Source organism: Microvirga aerilata, from assembly GCF_016743775.1.
Lineage (GTDB): Bacteria > Pseudomonadota > Alphaproteobacteria > Rhizobiales > Beijerinckiaceae > Microvirga > Microvirga aerilata.
In genome coordinates this window covers 1-20967 of the sequence record NZ_JAEQMY010000068.1, presented here as the reverse complement: position 1 = coordinate 20967, position 20967 = coordinate 1, and the positions used below count along the sequence as shown (strand labels likewise).

Here is a 20967-nt window from a genome sequence, read left to right as displayed (position 1 = left end):
CAGTTGGCGCTGATCGAGGAGGCTCGTGCTGCTCGCCGTACCATGCAGCAGGTAGCAGAGGCTGCGGACGCGAGGGTGTTGACGATAGAGCCTGATCGGCAATGGTTGGGGGTGAAGCCCAGCAGCCGTTGGATCAATGCCAGCCGCGCCGTTCGCGATTGCCATGAGCAGAGCAGGTAGAGCTTTCCGCTCTAATTGTGTCGCTCAATCTCTGGCCTTTTGGCTCAAGACTGGGAAGGTTGGTACGCAATGCCCGTAGACCTGCCTCCGAAAGAGAACAGCCGTGAGATCGCACCAGCAGATGGCGCTCTCGCCTGTATCCTGAACTGGACAGCCGTTGTGATCTGCATTGGCTTGTGCTGGTGGGCCGTGGTCTTTGGGCTCTGGTAGCCAACAGCTAAACTTATCAAGTAGCTGTTCCTGCTCGGAGGGGTCGGTGTTGCAATCGAGACAACGTAAAGCGGGATGTGCAGAACATAGTTCGGCAAAAGCCGCCGTGTCGCCGGTCTCTCGGCACGGCGGCAGAGTTCGAGCTTTCAATGCGTTGGTGCCTTAACTGGCGACACCGGAAGCATCAGGTGCTCGTATGGTGTTCCTGGAAACATGACATAAGCTTGTGACGGATCAGGGTCCATCGGTCTTGGGTAAATGCTCGCCATCTCCCGTGCGGCCTTGCCGACGATCATGACGTGCGGTCCTGTCTGAACCCAATGGCTTTTGTCCGTTGCATAGGGATCATGGTTGCTCGTGCCCGTATCACCGGCCATCATGTAGATGAACCCGGTCTTTTCGGGTGGTGGTGCCTTGGTCTCAACCGCCTTGAACCACTCCATCCCGTTCGCATCGGCGCAGGCTGGGGTACCATCCGATGTGACCATGCAAGTGAAGCCGTTGGAGCCGGATTGCAGGGTTTTGGCACTGCCGTGACTCTGGGGCATGATGATCGTGGCTTTGCTCACGATATCCTCGGGAGCGGCGGTCTTTGCCTTGGCCATGTACTCGGGCTCAGACTTGGGAACTTCAGGCGTTGGGAACTGGGCGGCTGCCGGAACAACGAAGGCTGCGGCAGAAACGCTGAACGCGATCCATGCGAGGGTGTGATGCCTGTTCATGGCTCACCTCCTGTCAATGCGCGACCGGCTCGGCCATTATACTCCAGTCTTTCCGTATCGGGGAGCAAAATGCGGCGGCGACGGAGTTCCATGATCGTCATAGCCACGTAGAAAGCGGGAGTCAGCCGCACATAAGGCTCGCGTTCCCGCTGGCGGCGTTCCTCAAGCTGAGCGTTAGATCGCTCCTGGATGGCGTCAGGACTTGTCCCTGCTGCAAGTTGCTCCCGGTCGATCTCGTGCTGCATTCACGAGAAAACCCTGGTGCTATTCAAAGCAGACCAGGGTTCTTTTCGACCCCGAAGCCGATCTACTCCAGATTATGCTGTTCTGATGATGACCATCACCAAGGACGAACTGAGGGTCGCTCCTGAGTTTAGACCGCCCCGCTGAGGTTTGCTCCAGAGGATACGGCGTCGGCGCTAACCGTGACGGTTGGCGTAGCGGCGCTTTTTTGTGAGCCTCCTCTGCCCTTCGAGGGTCTTGGCTGGGGCAATCACCTCCTTGTAGCGGCGGGTGTGCTTCTTGAACGAGGGGCGCATGCGAGACTTACCGGCCATGAATGTTCTCCCTTTCACTCGATAAGGATGAACCCATATTGGGGCGAATGAGAACACCTCACCCCGAATAGGTACAAAACCCTCGAAGCGGAACTGGCCTCAAACCCTTGGTGTTATTCCGGGATTGCAGGTTGCTTTTGAACCTGCCTTGAGTGTTCTGGAGGGCTCCTATGGTGAACGGACCCGGTATCAGCAGCCAATCCGCTCTCGATGCGGAGGATCGCCAGTCTGCGGATTGTCCCCCGGACAGTAAGCTGCCCGAGAACTCCCAGGAGAACCTGGACACACGGCTCGACCACGCTATCGAGGAGACCTTCCCCACGAGTGATCCGGTCTCTGTGACCATCACCAAAGGTCCTGAGCCTGATCGTCCCGATCAGGAGGCTCGTTCCTCATCAGGCGACAACCAGCAGGGCGAACCGGAGCAGGATACTGCCGAGCACCTTCGGGATCAGGTGCGGGAAGCCCTGTCCGACGTTGCTGATCACGCGTCTGGAGCAGCCCGTCAGGCGTACAGCCGAGGCGAACACTACGCCCGACAAGCACGAGAGCAATACCCGGAGGCAGAGCGGTACATTCGTGAAGGCCAGCGAGCCGTGACGAACCGGGTGATAGGAAACCCGTTGCTGGCGCTGTTTATGGCAGGAGTTGCCGGATATGTACTGGGCTGGATGATCCACGGGGAAAGGCGAGATCGGAACCATAACGTGCCGGATTATGGCCGAACAGATCACGGGTACGCTCCCCATCGGAAGGGGTAGCACAGGCGGTAATGACAAGATGGTTTCGCATCCCCAGAGCTACTGCGACCCCGCAGAGGGTTAAAGTTCCTGCTGAATGACGTTCTCCCCGTCAAAATACGCCTGGATGATCCCGCTATCCTCCTCGCGTGAGAGGACATCCAGTGAACTTGATGCGCCACGAGCAACGATCTTTCCGTCCTCCAGGGAGACGTGACCGGCGCTCACCACTGTTGCCGGAACGGACTGAGCCATGTGGGAGTGCTGCATGAATTCCGGAAAGAGCAACGGGAGCAACTCGCCACCATCCAGTCTGAGCATGACATACTTCATAGGCATAAAATTCTTTCCTTTGAGACGACCCCTCGGACTGCGTTGGATTAGAAGGTTCCCACCCTTTGTTTTACCTCGGTTTTAGCTCGAAGTGCGCACTGTAAAGTTAGTAAGGCCGCTGTCCCAAGGCGACACAGCAAGCTCTACACCTTGGTCAAGCGGGTCTATGTGGGTGTTCATAAGCTTGTGCCACGTCATCGGCTCAAGGGTAGATCAACAATGAAACGAAGCCCCTCAGGACGGTACTCCGTCTGCACCTGTGCCCGAGCTTGGGCCGTGAGCATGCGTTTGAGCAGACGCTCGCCAAACCCGTGGTGTGTTGGGGCATGAACCACGGGACCATCTCGCTCGATCCATTCCAAATGGAGCGACTGAGCCTCCCCATCCGCTCGCACATCCCAGGTCACATCAATGTGCCCTTTAGGCTGTGAGAGTGCCCCATACTTGGCAGCATTGGCTGTGAGTTCGTGGACAGCCATTGCGAAGGGTACTGCCACTTCCGAGGGCAACCGAACCTTTGGTCCTTCAAGCCTCACCCGCCGAGAGCGTGGGTTCTCAAAGCTTGCAAGTTCAAGACGCAGCAGATCATGCAAGGAGGCGGCTTGTTGTTCGTCCTCGGTCAGGATCAGGTGTGTTTTGGCAAGCGAGCTTATTCTGGCGGTGAAGGCATCAGAGAACTGACTGAAGCTGGTTGCCGACCGGACGGTAAGGCTAAAGATCGCCTGAACTGTTGCCAGGGTGTTTCTCACCCGATGATGCAGTTCCCGGATCAGAAGGCTTTGGCGCTCCTGCGCCGCATGGCGCTCGTTGATGTTGCGGAAGAATACCACAATGCCCTCCTCAGAGGGGTAAGCGTTCACCTCGTACCATGTTGCCAAGGGTGGAGGGTAGTAAGCCTCAAAGGTCGCCGGCACCCTCTCAGTCATGACCCGCTGGTAGTTGTCCCAGAACACAGTTCCGACTGCATGCGGGAACTCGTCCCAGAGGTTGCCGCCAAGGAGGTCACGTCCGTAAGCGATCTCCTCTCGGGCTTGCGTGTTCAGAAATGAGAAGCGCCATGCTGTATCCAGGACAAAAACGCAATCTCCCGTGCTCTCCAGAACAGCAGCAAGCCGATTTGCCGTCGCACGAGCTTTTGCCTCAGCCGCCTCCAAGCGCGCTTCCGCCTGAAAACGTTCTGTGGTTTCGACGCCGGAGACGAGAACGCCCCCGACTCCTGTTGGCACGGTGGCATCTGGAATAGGGCTATAGCTGAGGGTAAACTGCGCCGTCTCTGATCCTGCTGCCCCACGGCTGATGAGAAGGGATCGGTTCTCGAAGAACAAAGGGCCGCTGTGACCTGCCAGGATAGCCTCATGGGCTGGTCCGATCTCTGGCCAAACCTCTGGCCAGACTTCACAAGCAGAGCGACCAAAGGCCCATGGGTGTTTGTCCCCTAAGACGGGCCTGTAGGTATCATTGTAGATCATGATGAAGTCGGGTCCCCAGCGCAGCGCCATGGGCAAACCGGACGAGAGAACGATGCTCGTTGCAAGCTGGAGACTTGGTGACCAACCTTCCCGTGATCCGACCGCTGTCTCAGACCAGTTCACCGCCTCCAGAAGCTTGGCTGTGTCGATGTGGCGAGATGAAAGATCGAGCACAATATAGCCTAAGCCCAAGAAGTTATGTTGAAGTCGCGAGAGAGGCGAGATCGGTTATATGCGGCGCGAATACCAGTCTCTCAGACTGAGAACAAGCTATAAGCTTTCCAACAGCCGGTCTAATAGGCTGGAACCAGTCGCTGCTCAATGAGCGGCGCGTCCATCTGGAACTGCAAACCCTCTCGGGTGTACTGTACCTCCACCTCGGCTTTACACTGCATCGGAAGTACCCGCTGGAGAAGGGTTGAGCCAAAGCCTCGGTGCTGCGGCTCCTCCACGGTGGGTCCGCCGAACTCGCGCCATTCCAGATGGAGCCTCCTGACACCCTCAGTCTCACCCACGCTCCACCTGACTTCGACGTGTCCACCTGGAACTGAGAGAGCCCCATACCGGACGGCATTTGTGGTGAGTTCGTGAAGCGCCATACCGACTGGCACAGCCAGATCAGCCGATAGCTCAACCGGTGGTCCGATCAACATAAAGCGAGGCTGTCGGCTCTCGGCAAACGGCTTTAGCTCCGTGAGAGCAATCTCCCGCAGGGTTGCCGTTTGCCAGTAGTCTTCGGTCAAAAGATTATGAGTTTTCGCGAGTGAGGCGATGCGCTTTGAGAAGGAACGGTAGAACGCGTCAAAGCTGCCACTGGATCGGCCTGTTGCCCCGACCAGCGCCTGGACCGTGGCCAAAGTATTCTTCACCCGGTGGTGAAGCTCACGCACCAGCAAAGCTTGCCGCCGCTCAATCTTGTGGCTGGCCTCCAGCCGCTCCTCCCGCTCAGCAAGGGCACGGCGCAGCTCCAGTTGCGACATCACCTGCCGCGCCAGCATGGTCAGGGTCGATACCTGCTCCTCTGTCAGGTCACGCGGTACGCAATCGAGCACACACAAGGCTCCCAAGGGCACTCCATCAGGTGTTTTCAGCACAGCCCCGGCATAAAAGCGCAGATGTGGCTCTCCGGTCACCAGCGGGTTGCGAGCAAAGCGGGGGTCCTCGGTCAGGTCAGGAACGATGGTCAGCCCCGGCAGAAGCATGGCCGTGAGGCAGATCGAGCGATCCAGAGGTGTCTCACGCATCCCAAGCCCGACCTCGGCTTTGAACCATTGCCTACGGTCATCAATGAGACTGATCAGAGCAATGGGAGCCTGACAGGCACGAGCGGCAAGCTCAACCAGATCGTTGAACACAGGCTCTGGCGGCGTGTCGAGAACCCGGTAGCTGCGCAGGGCTGCGAGCCGGTCTTTCTCTTTCCAGGCAGGGAGTAGTTTATCGTTCAACACGAGCCAGTTACCGTTGGGACCACCCGTGAGAACGTGTTTAACCTATGTTAGTTCGAGAGAAGTGGCTGATTTCCCCAAGCAATTTAGTCGCAGCCGACCAGAAGCTGCTGACATTCCTGAACCAAGATACCAAACGGAACAGGCTTCTCGATCCAGATGATGTGGTCGAACTCGGATAGAAGCTGGCGATCCTCCTGATGGCCTGAGTAGATCAGGAAGGGCACCCCACGACGGCTGAGCTCGGCAGCCACGCTATGGCATGAGCCATCGTTGAGCGTGGCATCCAGAATAGCCATGTCAGGTGTCGCGGTCTGAAGCCATCCCAAAGCGGCAGAGCAGTCTGTGAAGGGACCGACAACCTCATGGCCTGCATCCTGCAACTCGTCCTGGAGATTGAGGGCAATGATGGCCTCATCCTCCAAAACAAGGACAAGCGGCTTGCTGCCTGGGTGCTTAGTCATGCGGTGAGCCTTGGCCATCTGACGTGAATCGAACCTGAACAGCCAAATTTAGCGTTGTGATCACACGCTGAGCAGCGGTACTGGTCGGCTGCACGAGAGCGATAAGGCTTGATGCCAGCCCCAGCGTTCGCACTGTACCGCCTCCATTGTGGACGGGCGCAGGCAAGTGGCTGATGCAAGAAAGTCTCACCCTCTGCCCATTATACACAGGCTCTCACAAATATGGTTAACGCTTTCTCAACGACCCGCTACGTCTACTAAGGCGGTGATTTGGGGGCGGCAGTGGGAGGTCTCAGTGAGGGTGGACGACGGAACTCGTTGGTGTCTGACGAGGAGCTTCTGCGCACCATCAGTGACGACCTCCGCAGCTTCTACGCTGACATCATCCAGCAGCCCTTACCTCCAAATATCGAAGCTGCCCTTGAGCGAATAAATCGAGTACAAAGCCAAGGTAGTAACCTGTGCCGACCGGCAGCACACTGGGCTGGGACCTCACTCAGGATTTAGACACTCGCAGCGACCGTGATTGCAACGATGAGTGATCCTGTAAGCACAGTGTACTGAGCCCACACGTGCCATTGCGGTCTGCTGTGGAAGCTCACTTCACCAAGCATGCTGCTACTCCATCAAGGCGCAATCGTGTGCTGCGCCGATTCATGTTCCTGACTTGTTCTCAATCTACAGCGGGAGCATGAAGGGTCAAGCTCGTTACGGCGTCCTCAACAGACATGTGGGTCCCTCGGTAAACCCCAGCAGCAGACCTGATCTTTCCATAGATCGAACGGGCAGCTTACCCAGCCAGAGCCGCTCTGGTCACAGCGTCAGGCCCGAGTTCAGATTCGCTGGTGAGGTCCAGAAGCAGGGCCAGCTTCGACCGTGCCCGGTTGACCCGGCTCTTCATCGTGCCGACCGCCACACTGCACAACTCAGCCTCGAAGATGGGGGACCGCTGCCAGTATTTCGTCCCGCAGAGAGTCTTCAACCATGAAGCGTGGGAGCCCCTCGGTCTGCCTCGATCTGACAGACGACAAGCATCAGGCTGGGAGAAAGCGGGAGCCGTCCCAAGTCCGCATACATCTCACGCAGGGTCGTGCCGATCCGCTCTTGCGTCTCAGCCTGGATTTCCAGCCAGAGATCATCGTCTCTCCAGGCATGAGGCACAACGATCAGGTAGTCTTCCGGCCAATCATCGGATGCTGCACGGCCCATCGAAATCCCCTACCTGTTCGCTCTCTTGCTGGAGGTGGAGGATCAACGAGGGATGCTACGTGGTGTTCCAGCCTAACGGGCACGTTTTGCTAACAGATGTTTATTTCTTCGCCGCACCTAAGTAGTAGGAACCCGAAAAGCTTGGCTACGTTGGTTCCTTCAACAAGGGGAGGCGGGAATGCCAAGGTTCGGGAATGGGTTTGCAAAGCCCTGTAGCGTCTTGGGTCTTGCTCTAATCCTCCCACTTGCTGTCAGCACTGTGCCTGCCCGAGCCCAGGACTTCTTTGGCTTCTTCAGAGCCTCCTCTCAGCCCGTTGCCTCACCCCCGGTAAGCCAACAATTCGAGTACCAGCCCAATCCTGTAATCCAGCCCAGACGCAAGGCTCGACCGCGTCCAAAGCTTGTTGCCGTGGAGCAGCCAGAGATAAAGAAGCCGATAGTGCCGAAAGCTGCTGGTGAGATTGCTAATCCTGTTCCGGCCCTTCTGGCTGACAGTACCCTACGTCCCGGCGACATGGTGATGTTTCCTGATAGTCTACGGGTATTCACGGGCCGACCGGGAGAGAGACACAAGCTCGAAGACTTCAAGCCCTTGGCACAGGCAGGCAAGCACCTTTCCCGTGCAACCCGCAAGCTTGTCGCCCATCTGCTCCCAGCCGAGAACATCGCGTGGAACACAGATGCCGTTAGGTCTGGTGGCAAGCTTGCGGTCAACACAGAAGGGGTTGAGATAACCGGAAGCGTGAAGCAGTCAGGGTCCCGAAAGGAGTCCCGCGCTCGCTGAGTGTAACTCTTAGCTGATCTGTTGTGATAACACTGTGATTAGCGCATCGTCTTAGGGTAGTCTGGGTACGGTGTGCTGGCCAGATCAGAACCTGTTCTTTCTCGGGCAAGGACAAGGATTACCCTTCGACCGATCCTTAGGCCAGACTTCGATCAACCCGCCGATCATCTTTGCCGGAACCTGAGAAGTCATGCCCCGCTACTATTTCCATGTTCACGACGGTACTGATCGCGACCGAGACCTTGTAGGGACGGAAGTGGCCGACATCCATGAGGCTCGAACGGAAGCCGTGAATGTAGCGCGCAAGCTTTGCCACCTCTGGGACGACCTGCCACCTGGAGCCCTTAACAGCATGGCCATCGAGGTCGCCGATGAAACCGACCACATCGTGCTCACTGTCCCGTTCTCGGCGGGAATAGGCTCTTCGTAGTAGCTCGGCGAGGCTGGTTACCCGTAAGTGGCAAGCCGCCGCAGAATGTGTTCATTGCGCCTTCACCCTTCATGCTGGAAAGTATCGCTAATTGTGCTGGCTTGCACGGTGCAAGAGCGTCCACATAACTCCTCACGTGGGAAGTGAAACAAGGACGCCCTTATAACAGCCTGGGAGGCGCTGGATGAAACTTATAAAGACCACTGCCCATGACGAGCAGATCAAGATCAACACTACTCCTGAGAAGACGCCGCTAATTCTCTCGACCACCTCGCCCTTTGGTGAGGTCCAGGCGAGCCCGGTTAAGAGCACATCAACGAGCCGCCCAATTGTGCTGACGACCGTGCCGTACCCAGCCTCAGGCCCTGGAGGACCATCGCTAACGTCTTGCAAGCATTAGGCGGTGCTGAGCAGATTAGGAAGCAAGAGCCGGTCCCGAAGAGGCAAAAAGAACCCGGCTGCTTGTGCAAGCGCCGGGTCGAGCAATCTCTCGTAAGTGTTGGACCCAATGCACAAGGGGAATGCGGGGTAAATAGTGGGTCCGTATATTCAAATAATTCTGTTGTAGCCGATCAGTTCCAGATTTTGCGTATTCTTGGACGACTGCTTTCGCCAAGCTCGCGACTAACACCAAAGACGTTGATGTGACTGGGAGCATACGACAGGCAGATGCCCGAAAGGGCTCCTGCACTCGCTGAAAGTAGCGGTCGGCTGCCCTGTTGTGTTAGTGAGGAGCGATCAGCGCACCGCCCTCAAGTGACGTGGGCGAAGTGCTCTGGCCAGATCGAAACTTTTTCTTCCCCAGACAAAACGATGATCGCCCTTCGACCGGCACTTTCAGCCGACTACACCTTTGCTCTCGATCTCTATGTCCAAACGATCAAACCCCTGGCAACTGCTTGGATGGAGTGGGTCGATCAAGACCAAGAGGCTCAGTTCGCCAGCCTATGGCGTCAGAACGACACTCGGATCATCACTCTCGATGGCCGGGAGGATATCGGTTGGGTTGAGTTCCGAGAGGCAGAGGACGAACTCTTCCTGAAGCAACTCTATATCTCTCCCCCTTATCAGCGTCAGGGGATTCGCTCACGAGTCATGCGACTGCTCCTGGAAGAAAGGCGCGGGGCGGCGAAGTCGATGGCGCTGTTTGTGTTCAAGAACAACCCAGCTTTCCATTTCTATCAGCAACATGGCTTTGGGATTGTTCAAGAGACACCAACCATATTCGTGATGCGGCGCGGACTGGGCGAAGCCGCCTGACCTACGTCGCCAGGCGGCTGGAAAGAGATGCAGTATCGTGGTCACAGCGATCTACAGGAGGAGCCATGAATATCTTCGTGCTGACCGGGGCTGGTCTCTCAGTCGAGAGCGGTCTGGACACCTTCCGCGATAAGGATGGGCTCTGGTCCCGCTTTGATCCGATGAAGCTGGCCACTCCTGGTGCCTTCGCCAGCAATCCCGACGAGGTTCACGCCTTCTACAACATGCGCAGGAAGAACCTCCTGTCGGCTGAGCCCAATGCGGCGCATTGCGCGCTTGCCCATCTGCAAGCAGGACTGGCTGGGCACGGCAGTCTCTTCCTCGTGACCCAGAACATCGATGATCTGCATGAGCGCGCGGGGTCGGAGCGCGTCATCCATATGCACGGCGAGCTTCTTAAGGCGCGATGCACGGGCTGCGCTGCGGCGACACCCTGGTTCGAAGACCTGAGTGTCAGCAACCCCTGTCCGAACTGCGACCATACAGGAACCCTCTGACCCGACGTTGTCTGGTTCGGTGAGGTACCAATGCAAATGGATTCCATCGAAGAGAGGTTGGCTCAGGCAGACCTATTCGTCTCAGTTGGAACTTCAGGGTCGGTCTATCCCGCCGCAGGGTTCGTCGAGCAAGCCAAGCACCTTGGGATACGAACCTGCGAGATCAATCTGGAACCATCGGACAACGCTTGGCTCTTTGATGAGACGCACTATGGACCTGCAACTCAGACCGTGCCTGCTTGGGTCGAGCGAATACTCGCAGCATAGGAAGCTGGAGCATACGGCGTGATGATGTTTCTCGAACTGAATAAAGAGCAGTTGAGCGTTCTGAGACGAGCCCTCGAAGCGAGAACGCGTGATATGCAAATGCGTCTCGGCAGCGACCCTGGCGATGAGGGCTTCCGGCGAGAGGCTACACTCTCGATCCAGCTTCTGCGACAGGTTGAGGCTCTCGAACGGCGAGCCGGTCACCGTGCCTGGGGCATCGGGAACATCGAGTCGATGCCGGAAGACAACGATGGCTGAACAGAGACCATGACGCCTCGATGAATCGTCGCCATTCATTCTGTTCAATAGAATCCAGCGTTCGATATCGTGGGCCATTGGCAGGGACTTTGGAAACTCGAAGCCCCGGACCACTCCGGGGCTTCTTGTCTTAGGTTGCTTCACCCTCAGACGATCAGGAAGTCCTTGGCAGTCAGAGCAAGGTTCTTGGAGATCGTAGCAAAAGCCACACCAGCCTTGGAGCCGGTCCCGTCTGCGTCGTAGTAGAGAACGCCGCTATCCTTGTCGTAGATGACCCGATCATTGGCGTCGTGAGCCTTGCCGGTCTTGCTGGACCAAAAGGCTGATGCCTTCATAGCCTTGATCTTGCCGACCTTCGTAAAGTCGGCATTGTCGAGCCAGATGGTGTCTTCACCCTTCTTGAAGTCCCTGATCTGGTCGATGTTGTTCTTGCTCGGCTTAGTGTCGAACACGAACTTGTCCTTACCCGATCCCCCGTGGAGCCAATCCAAACCCAAGCCCCCATAGATTTTGTCGCTACCCTCATGGCCGTATAGCCGGTCGTTGCCACTAAAGCCCTTGATGACGTTCTTGCCCTCGTTGCCGTGGATCGTGTTGTTGCCTCGGTCGCCTGTGAAGACTTCCTGGAGCGGAACCGGCGTACCCGGTGGCTGTGCGGGAGGGATCGGGCTGGGGTGGCCAGGAGGCGGCACGGGATCAACTGGCTTGGGGCTCCCGATGAGGTCGCTCATTGTCACCTGACCGTCAGAGAACGAGAAGGTCTCCACGCTCAGGAACGTGTCAGTTCCATCAACCCCGCGCTTGTCGTTTAGAACAATCTTGCTCTTCGTCTCCAAGATTGTGTAGTCCGAACGCTTGCCGCTCAGCTTGCCAACGTCCGAAGCACCAGCCGATCCCTCAAGGGTGTCATTCCCAGAACCGCCATCGAGAGTATTGGCGCTCCCGCCACTGATCAGATGGTCGTTTCCCTCATATCCGAACAATTGGTGCGAAGCCTTATTGCTGGCGCGGATTACATTGTTCAGAGCGTTGCCGTGGCCGATGAAGGCGAGGTTCTCGTCAGAGGTTTGGGTTAGGTTCTCGACAGCGGCATCCAGCCGGTATTCGCCGATGCCCTTAGTGATAGCAGTGTCGATACCGTCATTGAACCGCTCGTCGATCCGGTCGAACTTATCAACGATGTACGTGTCATCGCCGCCCTGACCGGCGAGGATGTCTGCGCCACCAGCCCCGTCGAGGGTATCGTTGCCGATGTTGCCGCTTCCAAGGAGGGTATTATCAAGCTCGTTGCCAATGCCATGGAAGTTCCCATTGCCGATGTACCAGAGGACTTCGACGTTGGCATAGTTAAGGGTGAACGATGACAGGGTGGTTCGGACAGTATCCCAGCCACTTCCAGCCCCGGCTCCTTCAACGACGATGTCACCAATCGAATCGACTTCGTAGCGATCATCGTTGGCACCGCCAACCATGCTGTCATTGCCGCCGTTTCCGAAGAACTTATCCTCGCCAACACCGCCCTCGAACGTGTCGGCGAACCTGCCGCCGTAAAAATTATTATCAAGGCCATTGCCGATGGCATGACCTTGTCCCTCGCCAGTGATGCTGAACCCATCAACGTTCTCGGTCAGCACATAAGGCGTGGTGAATTTGATGCTGGTGCTCACGTAGTCTAAGCCAGCATCGACCTCTTCAACGATGATGATGGGCTCACCGTACCAAATATAGTCATCACTGCCCTGACCCCCTACGAGGGTATCGAGACCGCCACCACCATCGATGAGGTCATTCTCAAATGAACCAGAAATGGTTTCGCCTGCGGATGTGCCTTTGAAGGTAGCCATCATTGCCCCGCTGAGAAGAGTTTATGTTCTCGTATGATATGCCAGCACCTCTGTCGAACAACTATCCTTACAGAGTTCGGTGCTAACCCTTCCGGATGCGACAATGAGAGCTAAATCATTTCTAAGCATCGCCATGATGATAAAGCGGGGTGCTGGGGAGTTGTATCGGCAAAGGCTGGACGGCAAATGGGCTTGAACGCCAGGAAGCAACACTCTCAACACAGCTTCTTCGCCAGATAGGGTCACTGGGAAAATGTGCTGGTCACCACGCCTGAGGCGTTGAGAAGATCGAGTAAATGCCGGAAGGAGACGAGAACTGATGGGGGTGAGCCGTGCGGCTGTTCAGGGAAGAGCAGCCCATTTGGCGGTGTTGGTTGAGCAGGATTTCTGTGGCTCCGGGGAACGAGAAACGCCTCGGTGCATAGCCGAGGCGCTTTATTGTTCTGGATCGAGAATTAGTGTGCCCCCACGAACCGAACATAGAAAACGTGCCTGATTCGTGCGCCTCTGGCTGTATCTACAAAGACACAGGAGAGAGAGGATAAGCTGTTAGATGCTGGCCAGTAGAGGATTTCTTGGGACCGGCTGGGTATTGGGAGTTCTGGCCTCCTCGCTGGCAGCTTTTTGGTCGAGGCGACAGTTAGCTCGATCACGCCTTGCCACCTTTCACCAAAACAAGCTTCCTCTTGCATGGCGGCAAATCAGGTGGTCTCGTTGGGCAACTCAGATCGACGAACTGTGCCCCGCACTTTCCGTCATACTTCCCGGCTGGGCGCTGTTTAGGATAACGCCGCCAAGGGCAATCGTGAGCTATGTGGTCAAGAACTTCGTCCAGACTCGTTTCTGGCCCAAGCTTGGCCGCGAGACGGGCGAGCCGATACTCGCCCTTGCGACCACAAAGATTGCAGCCGACGCGAACGATGACCCACGGATAATCAGATAGCCGCTCTACCATTCTCGTCCTCTTGAACATAAAGAGAACACAAGGTTTCGGGTTCCAGAAGCGGCATCAGGATGATGAGCTTGGTCGTTCGGGAGGTTGGCAAAATAGTTGCGGGATTTCGAACCTATGGGAGCTTGGATAGGTGACTTCCTACTGGAGATGGCGATGCCGCCACGACCCGACACAATCACCCTGAGGCCGAACCCTGTAACTGGACCACTGCTGGTATCGTGCTTGGGACTGGATCGTGTGCATCCCGGATATCTTAGATACCTGACAACTGCCTCTACCTTGAAGAGGCAAGCCAACTTCGTCGCTCTCATGGTCCTTGAGGATATCGGACCTGACTATCTCGCCTCTCGGTTCAGAGCCGTTGGATTGGTTGACGACGCGAGTGCCTCAGACTGTTCGGCACAGATCGCACACGTGCTCATTACCGCGAGAGCACAGGACATCTGCGGATGTGATGTCCTATTCGGCACGGCATCCTCAACAGCCTTGCGTGTTCTACACCGCATCGGCAATGAACCGCTCTCGGCAAATGGGTATCGTGCCCTGATCGATTTGATCTTTAATCCTGAACACCGAGAACGAGGACGAATCTTCAGCCAAGAATGCCCAGTATCAGAGACCACCATCAAAGCCGCTTTACGGTTGCCCATACTCCCTGTACGACCCGAGGTTCTGACCCGTCTCAAGTCAGTTGAGCAAATCGACGAACTCAGCGCCGCCTTTGACCTGATCTTTCCGCTCTTGCCAGACGCAATCCAGAGCGACGCATGGCAATCGTTGGAGGCCCTCAGTCCGAGTACAAGTTTGAAGAGTTGGCTCCGAAGGCTCGTTGAGAAAATCCCCAGATAACCAGTCTCGGGTCCAATCAGCGATGATGCAGAAACGACGTTCCTTAGTTCTCCGCGAGCAATGGCCGACACTGGACGACGCTTCCAGAACTGTTTGGCTACGCTGCTCTCTCAGCCGCTCCTGAACCGGTACGTCTACTATCTCTGGAAAAAGCCAGAAGCCGTAATCGAACTCCGGTGTCTTAGCCGAGGCTTCTTCCTTCTCAATGGAGTTCACACGACCGGGCATGGAACCGTAGATGCAGAAACCATGATTCATATCAAGGATAAATTCGAAAGCACTGATCGAGTGCTCGTTGGCGCTGAATATGCTGAGGCCAGAAAAGCCAATCGAGGGGCGAAATTCCTTGATGTCTGGGGGCGGGGTTTGCCTGACTTTGATGACCTGGATGTCATCGATTTGATGGACCTTGAGGATGCTGCGTAGGAAAGGTCACCGTTCGGGCCAATCGAGAATCGCGGATGTCAAAGCAAATTGAATGGACAGTCAAAGGCTTCATCATTGGTGCGTTCATCGATTATGCGCTCCAACTGTTCTTCCGCCTGATCTTCGGCATCCTGCGCACCAGCATCTGGTTCATTGTGTTCCCGCTGATTGCTTACCTCTACATCTATCATGAGGTTTCCTACTGGTGGAACAACTTGGCTGAGAGGGATGCAATCTACGACTCGTTCCAGAAGGATCGTGTATCCCTAATCAACCCTCATGCTGTCATAACGGCGGATGGAATTCGCTTCATCGAGTTCGATGTCGCTAACGGTGCGAACGCTCGCATCTACAGAGTCTCAGCCACATGCACCTACGAACCCGAGGAGCTTCGGTACGAAGAATACAAACTCGCGCGTATCTATACCGAGCATGCGTATGCCGAGCACATCGCTCCAGGAGAGACCAAACGGGTTAGGCTCCCGCTCGTCCCTGATGGCTACCTGTGGCAAGCAAAATCAGACGAGTTAGTGAACCTGCGGTGCGACCCCCGGCTCGAGTATGAGCGGGACGATCTCTTCCAGGGTAATATGAAGAAGTGGCGGTTGTCCTCACAAATGGAAGCCCACATCTCTCACGAGATTGTACCCGTTAGTCGCTACGGCGAGTCTGTGTATCTCAACCTGACAGGAACCTTGAAGAATAATTCAGCCGAGACGATCAATCTGGTCACAGTCCTCTGCGAAACCACCAACATGTTCGGCTTCACGGACACCTTTACAAAGTACTTCGACAATCTGGAGCTTAAATCTGGGGAGGTTTTTCCCGTGAAGGGGCGTGTAACGAAGCTGACTGGTAAGCCCACCGCAGTCCTTTGCCGACTTGAGCGAATGGAAAAAGTTCAGCCCTGACCCACCGCACGGGCATTTGTTCAATAAGGGCTTTGGTAGAAAAGGGGCGGATCGACTGCCCCTCAACACTGAACCGCTGCATCACTTCGGCGATCAAATCACCTTCAGGATATCGTTCCAGTTCTGCAATTCGGCTCTGGCCAGTTCGGCCTTGGCCAACAGGACCGCATCTGTAGATGTATCGTCTACAATGACCCTGTCCTCCAAAGTTCGCCATTCTGTCTCGTAGACGCCTGATAGCAACACCCTGGCATCAGTGCCGCCATTTCCATTGTGGTCAAACTTGAGAACGACTTCGTCGGTGATCGGGCTCACATAGTAGCCATTGTAGTTGCCCTCGACCACAATGGTATCGTCGTTGCCCGACTCGCGGCCAAACGCCTTGATGACATCGTATCCAGAGTTGCCACCGAAATAGAATATATCGCCGCCCCATCCGCCGTTTATCAGATCGCTTCCAGGACCGGCATCGACGATGTCATCCCCGAACTTCGCATAGATATGGTCATTGCCGACAAGCCCTCTGATCACGTCATTGCCGCCGTTCGGATTGCTTGTCGATTTTGTTCCGAAGATAAGATTATCGTCGTTGGTGATGAAATTTCTGTATTCGTCGAAGAAGAAGTAGTTGTAAGCCATGTTGATCTCTCCCAATCGAGAATCATTAACGCCACTTACAGCTACCAGTGGTAGATGAACCTGAATTTATCTCAAGTGGACAATGTTAAGGCCAAGCTGTGTAGATGTTCTCTGTGCTCACGCCTTGCTTCAGGGGTGATAAATACCTCGACACTCCACAACGAGGTTTTCAGTGTTTTACCATGAACTCCCCACACCCGAACATCCAGCCAAGCGCAGTCGGCCACGAGACATCACCAAACTCTTTGTTCATAAAGCAGAGTGGGCGGACATGGAGGCGCTCCTGTCAGCGCATGGGTCCAATGGGATTATTGACGGTGATAAGTTCCCCATCATCGACGCCTACGTTATTGAAGTATTGTGCGCTAACCCATCCGCTGCTTTTACTCTCCTCGAAGCGTGGATCACTTACTGCGAAACCAGTCCACATCGATAGGGCTGCTTGATCTCAAGAAGCGGTGCTCTCCCCAACGATAGGGTCGCTTAGATGCCTCTTCCGCTGACACTGCCAGTTTCTGATTGCAACTGAATTGGTCCTAAGCATCTCTTCTGAGCTATTGAAGCATACTGTGCATGTTGGCCAGCGCGACTGAAATGCGTCCAGAACCTCGAACGATGTAAGCGAACCAAGGCTACTCACCCCGCGAACCCAACCGCTCTGGCTAAGCCAAACGTGCAGCATAAATTCCCGCCACCAGCAGCAACAGCGCCTACGGTGATCTACGAAGTTTCGTGCTTCGATCCTGAAGGTCCGGAAGTCGGCCAGAGTTGGTGATGCGAGTTTGGTCTCGATAGCGAAGAGCTTTCCAGTCGAGATGTTTAGGATTCGTCTGGTCAATCGGCCAGCATACCGGCGAGCGCATACCACACAGTCGGTTCGGGCACAGCGAGATTGAAAGCAGCAGTTGTTCATCCGGTATTTATGATCGGCAACGATTAGGTCGGAGTTGCCGCGCTCACTTCAGGCTACTCGACGCTCTCCTGGATTTCTGTCTTGAGCACCCGATACACCGATGCCCGTCCGATCCCGAGCCGGTCGGCAATGGCGGTAGCTCCAAGACCCTCGTCACGTAGCTGACGAATCTCATCTGGATTGATCGTCGGAGGACGGCCTTGATAGGTGCGTTCGTGCTTAGGCTTCGTGCTGTCGATTTCCTTGATGCGCCGGATGGCTTCGGTCTGCCTCTCCCGACGTAGGTTGGTTTCAAGCTCTGCAAATACTCCTAATAAGTCCAGCATGCATTTGCCAAGAGGTGTTGACGTGTCGATGGGTTGCTCGGTTGCCTTCAAGGCCACGCCCTTTGACTTGAGCACTCGAAGAATGTCCTGAAGGTCAGCAATCGATCTGGCGATTCTGTCAACGCGGGTTACGCATATGGTGTCGCCCTCTCTCACGAAATCGAGGAGGGTCTGTAACTCGACGCGACCTTCTCGGGTCTTCGCGCTTTTCTTCTCAGACCGGATGACCGAGCAACCTGCTGCACGAAGCGCGTCAATCTGAACATCCAGACTTTGAGAGGCGTGAGATACTCTCGCGTAGCCATAGACTGCCATAATGACCTCAAGTGTCTTGTTTGAGTCTCATCACGGTAGATCGAGTCTCAAATCCCGCAATTAATTCATACGAGACGCTTTTGATGGTTCAGGAGCGTCTCGGAACAGTGTCTTGTCAGAGGTTACTCAAATAAGGCGCTCGACTCGTGGAATACGTCTCGGATCATGATAGACCTGTCCTCATAGCCCAACCCGTCACCGCACGAATCGAGGAATCTATGATTTTCATCGTCACTGGAGAAAACGAGAGCGGTCCGGTTTCAGCCACCTGTGAAACGGCGGTTGCGGCTCTCCAGCAATCTCGCAGGTTAGCCGACCAAGGTGCTCGAATCGTGTTGATTGACGCGGACGGGCAAGAATTCGCCCCTTCGGATTTCAAGCGTCTCTTTATCGAGCCTGGGCCGGTTACCACATAGGAGAATGAGCAGGGCCTCGCTCCCCAGCAGATTACCTATCCTTCTGCCTCGCCGCGTCCCGGCGCTGCGTCAGATGCAAATAGTTGGGATTAAAATCTGAGAATTGGCTGAGACGCTCAACATCCGGGATGGTGATGCTGTGCCCTTTCAGCGTAATCAGCCCCTCCTCTCGGAGTTGCCGCACGATACGGTTGAGGTGAACTCCCGTCATGGCAAGCGTTTCAGCGAGTTGCCGCTGCGTCAGGGGCAGCACGAAGCTGTTGTCGGTGGCCAGCCCAACCGCCTGAAGCCGCACCAGCAACTCGCACAGGAGATGAGCCAGCCGCTTATCAGCGGGTCGTCGGCTCATGTTAATCAGCCACTCCCGCTGAGTGCCCTGATCCGACAGCGTAGACCACCAGAGAGCCCGTGTGATGGTTCTGGACTGGCCTGTCAGGTCCTCAATGACGGCGTGAGGAAGAAGGGCGACTTTGCAGGCGGTGAGCGTCCCGATGGTATGGTCGATCCTGCTCAGGATGGACACGTGTAGGTCACAGCAGTCGCCGGGAACGAGGTAGGCCATGATCTGGCGGGTGCCATCCGGCAGACGCTTGTAGCGGCAGGCAAAGCCCTCCAGGATGACATGGACGTTCTCAGGGCTGTCATCTTCAAGGATGAGATCGTGCCTGGGCTTGAACTGCCGCACGTCACGAACAGCATGTTCAAGTACCTGCCGGTCCTGGTCGGACAGTCCAGCACCATACTCAAGCTTGCGAACAAACGGGGTGGGCATGGCCACCCTCCCTCACCAGAAGGTGATCTTACCAGACTAACCTGTATTGTGGCTATGCGATAAGGTCAGCCCGAAATTCCTGGGTCTACAGGGTTATTGTTAGCGCTGCTGATGAAGGAAGCGACGCTGGCCAATCATCTGCACCAGTTCTGAGACATCGAATGAAGCTTGGCTTTCAACCAGTCACTGTGGAAACCAATGCTCCCGACGAAGAGGGCTGTCTTGTCTTTGCAAACAATCGGCTTGTGGCGGTGTTGGTGCGGCTGTCAGCGGAGCACGGCAGGAAAGCAGGACGCTGGTACCTGGAGCATGGGTTCGGGAAATTGGACGGACCGGCTCATCCCATCTTCGCTGACCTGAACGAAGCGGGAGATTGGTTGGCTCAGCGCGTTGGCTGAGGCGAGGCACGGGCGCCAAGTGTGCTTGTGAGACCAGTCAACAGGCGAGTCGGTCTTGCTGCTCAGGTCAGCGCTTGGGGGTAGTGCATATCAGAGCGTCACCACCTGGGCGATCTCGCCACCCTCATCGGTTATGACAATCGCCCAGCGGGAGCCATTGTGGACCTCATGCAGCAACCCGCCTCGCAGTTCGGCTGCTGTCTTGTCGGCGGCTCCTTGCGCGGTCAAGGGATCAGGCAGATCGACTCCTTCTTCATCCCATACGAAGCTGTCCTGGGTGCGAAGGTGGAAGTAGTAACGAGGCATCTCGACCTCTACCCCCTCAAGACTTGATCACAGCCCATGACCGCATGCCTGGAGAAAAGATGCAGGAGACCACGAGTGATCTCCTGCCAGTCAGGGGGAACCAATGCAATGAAGCTTCAAGAGAAGTCTCGCCACTCTGTCCGCAATCAACCAATAATCAAACTCAGAGGCTGTTCCGACTCCAGCGTATAGCCGTGTTAACTTTCTTTGGTATTTTAAACCCAGATCAATGTTAATGGCTCTCAACATTGATCTGGATCAAGGTTTTTAAGCAAAGAACTCAGCGTCTGATCTTTTCCTTTGACGGAAGTCAATAATTTGCGAATGCTTCGAGAAGTTAGGGTGGTCCTGACCTGAGAAACGGTAAGGTACTTGCATGTACTACACCTGTGACGGGCCTCTTACCGAGGTCGCACGTCAACTCTTCTGACATCAAGCCAGACTCTAACGGAACAACGGAGGTCCGCAGGATGGGACAGGGCTCGGAAGGCACTCACGTTGCATTGCTCGTCGAGGACGATAGGGAGCTTAGGGCTCTCGCCGTTGCGTTGCTGGAGGAAACGGACCTCCGGGTTGTGGAAGCATCCAGCGCCGAGGAAGCGCTCCGTTATTTGAACTATCTCGCAGGCGACGTGGTCTTTCTTTTCACCGATGTGCGTCTGCCCTGTCCCATGAACGGTGTAGACCTTGCTCGCACTGTCAAGCTCAGGTGGCCGTGGATCAGAACGGTCTTGACCTCAGGTGCGCCGCTTGAGGAGGACCTTGATAAAGCTCTTCGGGATGTGCCGTTCATGCCGAAGCCTTGGAGGGCGCTTGAAGTGTTGGTACAGGCCGAGAAAGCAGTTCAGACGAGCCCCTTCGAGGAGGCTGCTCGTCGTAGTTACATCTACCCGCTTGGAGCACTACGGGCGTGACTTCGACAAACTTTGATAACGCCTCCAGAAATACTCGCCCGATTGTACATCGATAAGAGGTAACACAGTGGCGCACCAAGGGGAACTGTCGGGAATTTCGTGTGGGGCCATTACGATGATCTGGAAGGAGACATCGCATGGCACGCCGCAAGGAACCC

Annotated in this window: 21 protein-coding genes and 2 pseudogenes; 11 read left to right on the top strand and 12 right to left on the bottom strand. The window is 55.8% G+C overall.

Going from position 1 to position 20967, the window contains the following annotated elements; all coding sequences use genetic code 11:
• Positions 1 to 180, top strand: a 180-nt coding sequence (locus tag JKG68_RS33010; protein ID WP_210346450.1) for a hypothetical protein, incomplete at its 5' end; no start/stop codon positions are given.
• Between the two features lie 356 nt (positions 181 to 536).
• Here JKG68_RS33010 and JKG68_RS25115 read toward each other — a convergent pair.
• Together JKG68_RS25115 and JKG68_RS25110 are read right to left on the bottom strand one after the other, a co-directional pair.
• Positions 537 to 1112, bottom strand: a complete 576-nt coding sequence (locus JKG68_RS25115; protein WP_202064206.1) for a hypothetical protein — start codon at positions 1110 to 1112, stop codon at positions 537 to 539.
• Between the two features lie 419 nt (positions 1113 to 1531).
• A complete protein-coding gene (locus JKG68_RS25110; protein ID WP_202064203.1) occupies positions 1532 to 1669 on the bottom strand; it encodes a hypothetical protein in 138 nt (45 codons plus the stop codon).
• A gap of 170 nt (positions 1670 to 1839) precedes the next feature.
• Between JKG68_RS25110 and JKG68_RS34875 the strand changes: the two are divergent.
• Positions 1840 to 2022: pseudogene (locus tag JKG68_RS34875) on the top strand (hypothetical protein); the annotation flags it as partial.
• A 468-nt stretch (positions 2023 to 2490) separates the two neighbouring features.
• Here the strand turns inward: JKG68_RS34875 and JKG68_RS25100 are convergent.
• From JKG68_RS25100 to JKG68_RS25080, 5 genes are all read right to left on the bottom strand, one after another.
• Complete coding sequence (locus JKG68_RS25100) at positions 2491 to 2742, bottom strand: hypothetical protein (protein ID WP_202064201.1); 252 nt, start codon at positions 2740 to 2742, stop codon at positions 2491 to 2493.
• A 194-nt stretch (positions 2743 to 2936) separates the two neighbouring features.
• A complete protein-coding gene (locus tag JKG68_RS34310; RefSeq protein ID WP_281399214.1) occupies positions 2937 to 4211 on the bottom strand; it encodes a sensor histidine kinase in 1275 nt (424 codons plus the stop codon).
• Positions 4212 to 4504: 293 nt separating this feature from the next.
• Positions 4505 to 5659 carry a sensor histidine kinase gene (locus JKG68_RS25090; RefSeq protein ID WP_202064198.1) on the bottom strand — a complete coding sequence of 385 codons (1155 nt, stop codon included), beginning with the start codon at positions 5657 to 5659 and terminating at the stop codon, positions 4505 to 4507.
• An 83-nt stretch (positions 5660 to 5742) separates the two neighbouring features.
• A complete protein-coding gene (locus JKG68_RS25085) occupies positions 5743 to 6120 on the bottom strand; it encodes a response regulator (protein WP_202064195.1) in 378 nt (125 codons plus the stop codon).
• A gap of 978 nt (positions 6121 to 7098) precedes the next feature.
• Positions 7099 to 7329: a hypothetical protein gene (locus JKG68_RS25080; protein WP_202064187.1), complete on the bottom strand. Its 231-nt coding sequence runs from the start codon at positions 7327 to 7329 to the stop codon at positions 7099 to 7101.
• Between the two features lie 974 nt (positions 7330 to 8303).
• Here JKG68_RS25080 and JKG68_RS25075 point away from each other — a divergent pair.
• From JKG68_RS25075 to JKG68_RS25060, 4 genes and pseudogenes are all read left to right on the top strand, one after another.
• Positions 8304 to 8543, top strand: a complete 240-nt coding sequence (locus tag JKG68_RS25075) for a DUF6894 family protein (protein WP_202064186.1) — start codon at positions 8304 to 8306, stop codon at positions 8541 to 8543.
• A gap of 813 nt (positions 8544 to 9356) precedes the next feature.
• A complete protein-coding gene (locus JKG68_RS25070) occupies positions 9357 to 9803 on the top strand; it encodes a GNAT family N-acetyltransferase (RefSeq protein WP_202064185.1) in 447 nt (148 codons plus the stop codon).
• Between the two features lie 65 nt (positions 9804 to 9868).
• Positions 9869 to 10567, top strand: a pseudogene (locus JKG68_RS25065) (NAD-dependent deacylase).
• A gap of 93 nt (positions 10568 to 10660) precedes the next feature.
• A complete protein-coding gene (locus tag JKG68_RS25060; RefSeq protein ID WP_202064184.1) occupies positions 10661 to 10825 on the top strand; it encodes a hypothetical protein in 165 nt (54 codons plus the stop codon).
• A 146-nt stretch (positions 10826 to 10971) separates the two neighbouring features.
• Here JKG68_RS25060 and JKG68_RS25055 read toward each other — a convergent pair whose 3' ends face one another.
• On the bottom strand, positions 10972 to 12672 hold the full coding sequence (locus tag JKG68_RS25055) for a calcium-binding protein (protein ID WP_202064183.1): 1701 nt from the start codon (positions 12670 to 12672) through the stop codon (positions 10972 to 10974).
• Between the two features lie 2050 nt (positions 12673 to 14722).
• On the opposite strand from JKG68_RS25055, the gene JKG68_RS25050 reads away from it, so the two are divergent.
• Positions 14723 to 14899, top strand: a complete 177-nt coding sequence (locus JKG68_RS25050; RefSeq protein ID WP_202064182.1) for a hypothetical protein — start codon at positions 14723 to 14725, stop codon at positions 14897 to 14899.
• Positions 14900 to 14934: 35 nt separating this feature from the next.
• Positions 14935 to 15810: a hypothetical protein gene (locus JKG68_RS25045; RefSeq protein ID WP_202064181.1), complete on the top strand. Its 876-nt coding sequence runs from the start codon at positions 14935 to 14937 to the stop codon at positions 15808 to 15810.
• A gap of 93 nt (positions 15811 to 15903) precedes the next feature.
• On the opposite strand, the gene JKG68_RS25040 is transcribed toward JKG68_RS25045, so the two are convergent.
• Complete coding sequence (locus JKG68_RS25040) at positions 15904 to 16449, bottom strand: hypothetical protein (RefSeq protein ID WP_202064180.1); 546 nt, start codon at positions 16447 to 16449, stop codon at positions 15904 to 15906.
• Between the two features lie 966 nt (positions 16450 to 17415).
• On the bottom strand, positions 17416 to 18003 hold the full coding sequence (locus JKG68_RS25035) for a recombinase family protein (protein WP_202064178.1): 588 nt from the start codon (positions 18001 to 18003) through the stop codon (positions 17416 to 17418).
• 218 nt (positions 18004 to 18221) lie between these two features.
• Here JKG68_RS25035 and JKG68_RS25030 point away from each other — a divergent pair, with 218 nt between their 5' ends.
• Positions 18222 to 18419, top strand: coding sequence for a hypothetical protein (locus tag JKG68_RS25030; protein ID WP_202064176.1), 198 nt, complete (start codon positions 18222 to 18224; stop codon positions 18417 to 18419).
• A gap of 31 nt (positions 18420 to 18450) precedes the next feature.
• Here JKG68_RS25030 and JKG68_RS25025 read toward each other — a convergent pair whose 3' ends face one another.
• A complete protein-coding gene (locus JKG68_RS25025) occupies positions 18451 to 19191 on the bottom strand; it encodes a Crp/Fnr family transcriptional regulator (RefSeq protein WP_202064174.1) in 741 nt (246 codons plus the stop codon).
• Positions 19192 to 19352: 161 nt separating this feature from the next.
• Between JKG68_RS25025 and JKG68_RS25020 the strand changes: the two genes are divergently transcribed.
• Positions 19353 to 19589: a hypothetical protein gene (locus JKG68_RS25020; RefSeq protein ID WP_202064172.1), complete on the top strand. Its 237-nt coding sequence runs from the start codon at positions 19353 to 19355 to the stop codon at positions 19587 to 19589.
• Between the two features lie 90 nt (positions 19590 to 19679).
• Here JKG68_RS25020 and JKG68_RS25015 read toward each other — a convergent pair whose 3' ends face one another.
• Positions 19680 to 19895 (bottom strand): DUF6894 family protein, encoded by a 216-nt coding sequence (locus tag JKG68_RS25015; protein ID WP_202064170.1) that lies wholly within the window; start codon positions 19893 to 19895, stop codon positions 19680 to 19682.
• A 470-nt stretch (positions 19896 to 20365) separates the two neighbouring features.
• Between JKG68_RS25015 and JKG68_RS25010 the strand changes: the two genes are divergently transcribed.
• Complete coding sequence (locus JKG68_RS25010) at positions 20366 to 20809, top strand: response regulator (RefSeq protein WP_202064168.1); 444 nt, start codon at positions 20366 to 20368, stop codon at positions 20807 to 20809.
• Positions 20810 to 20967 lie beyond the last annotated feature (158 nt).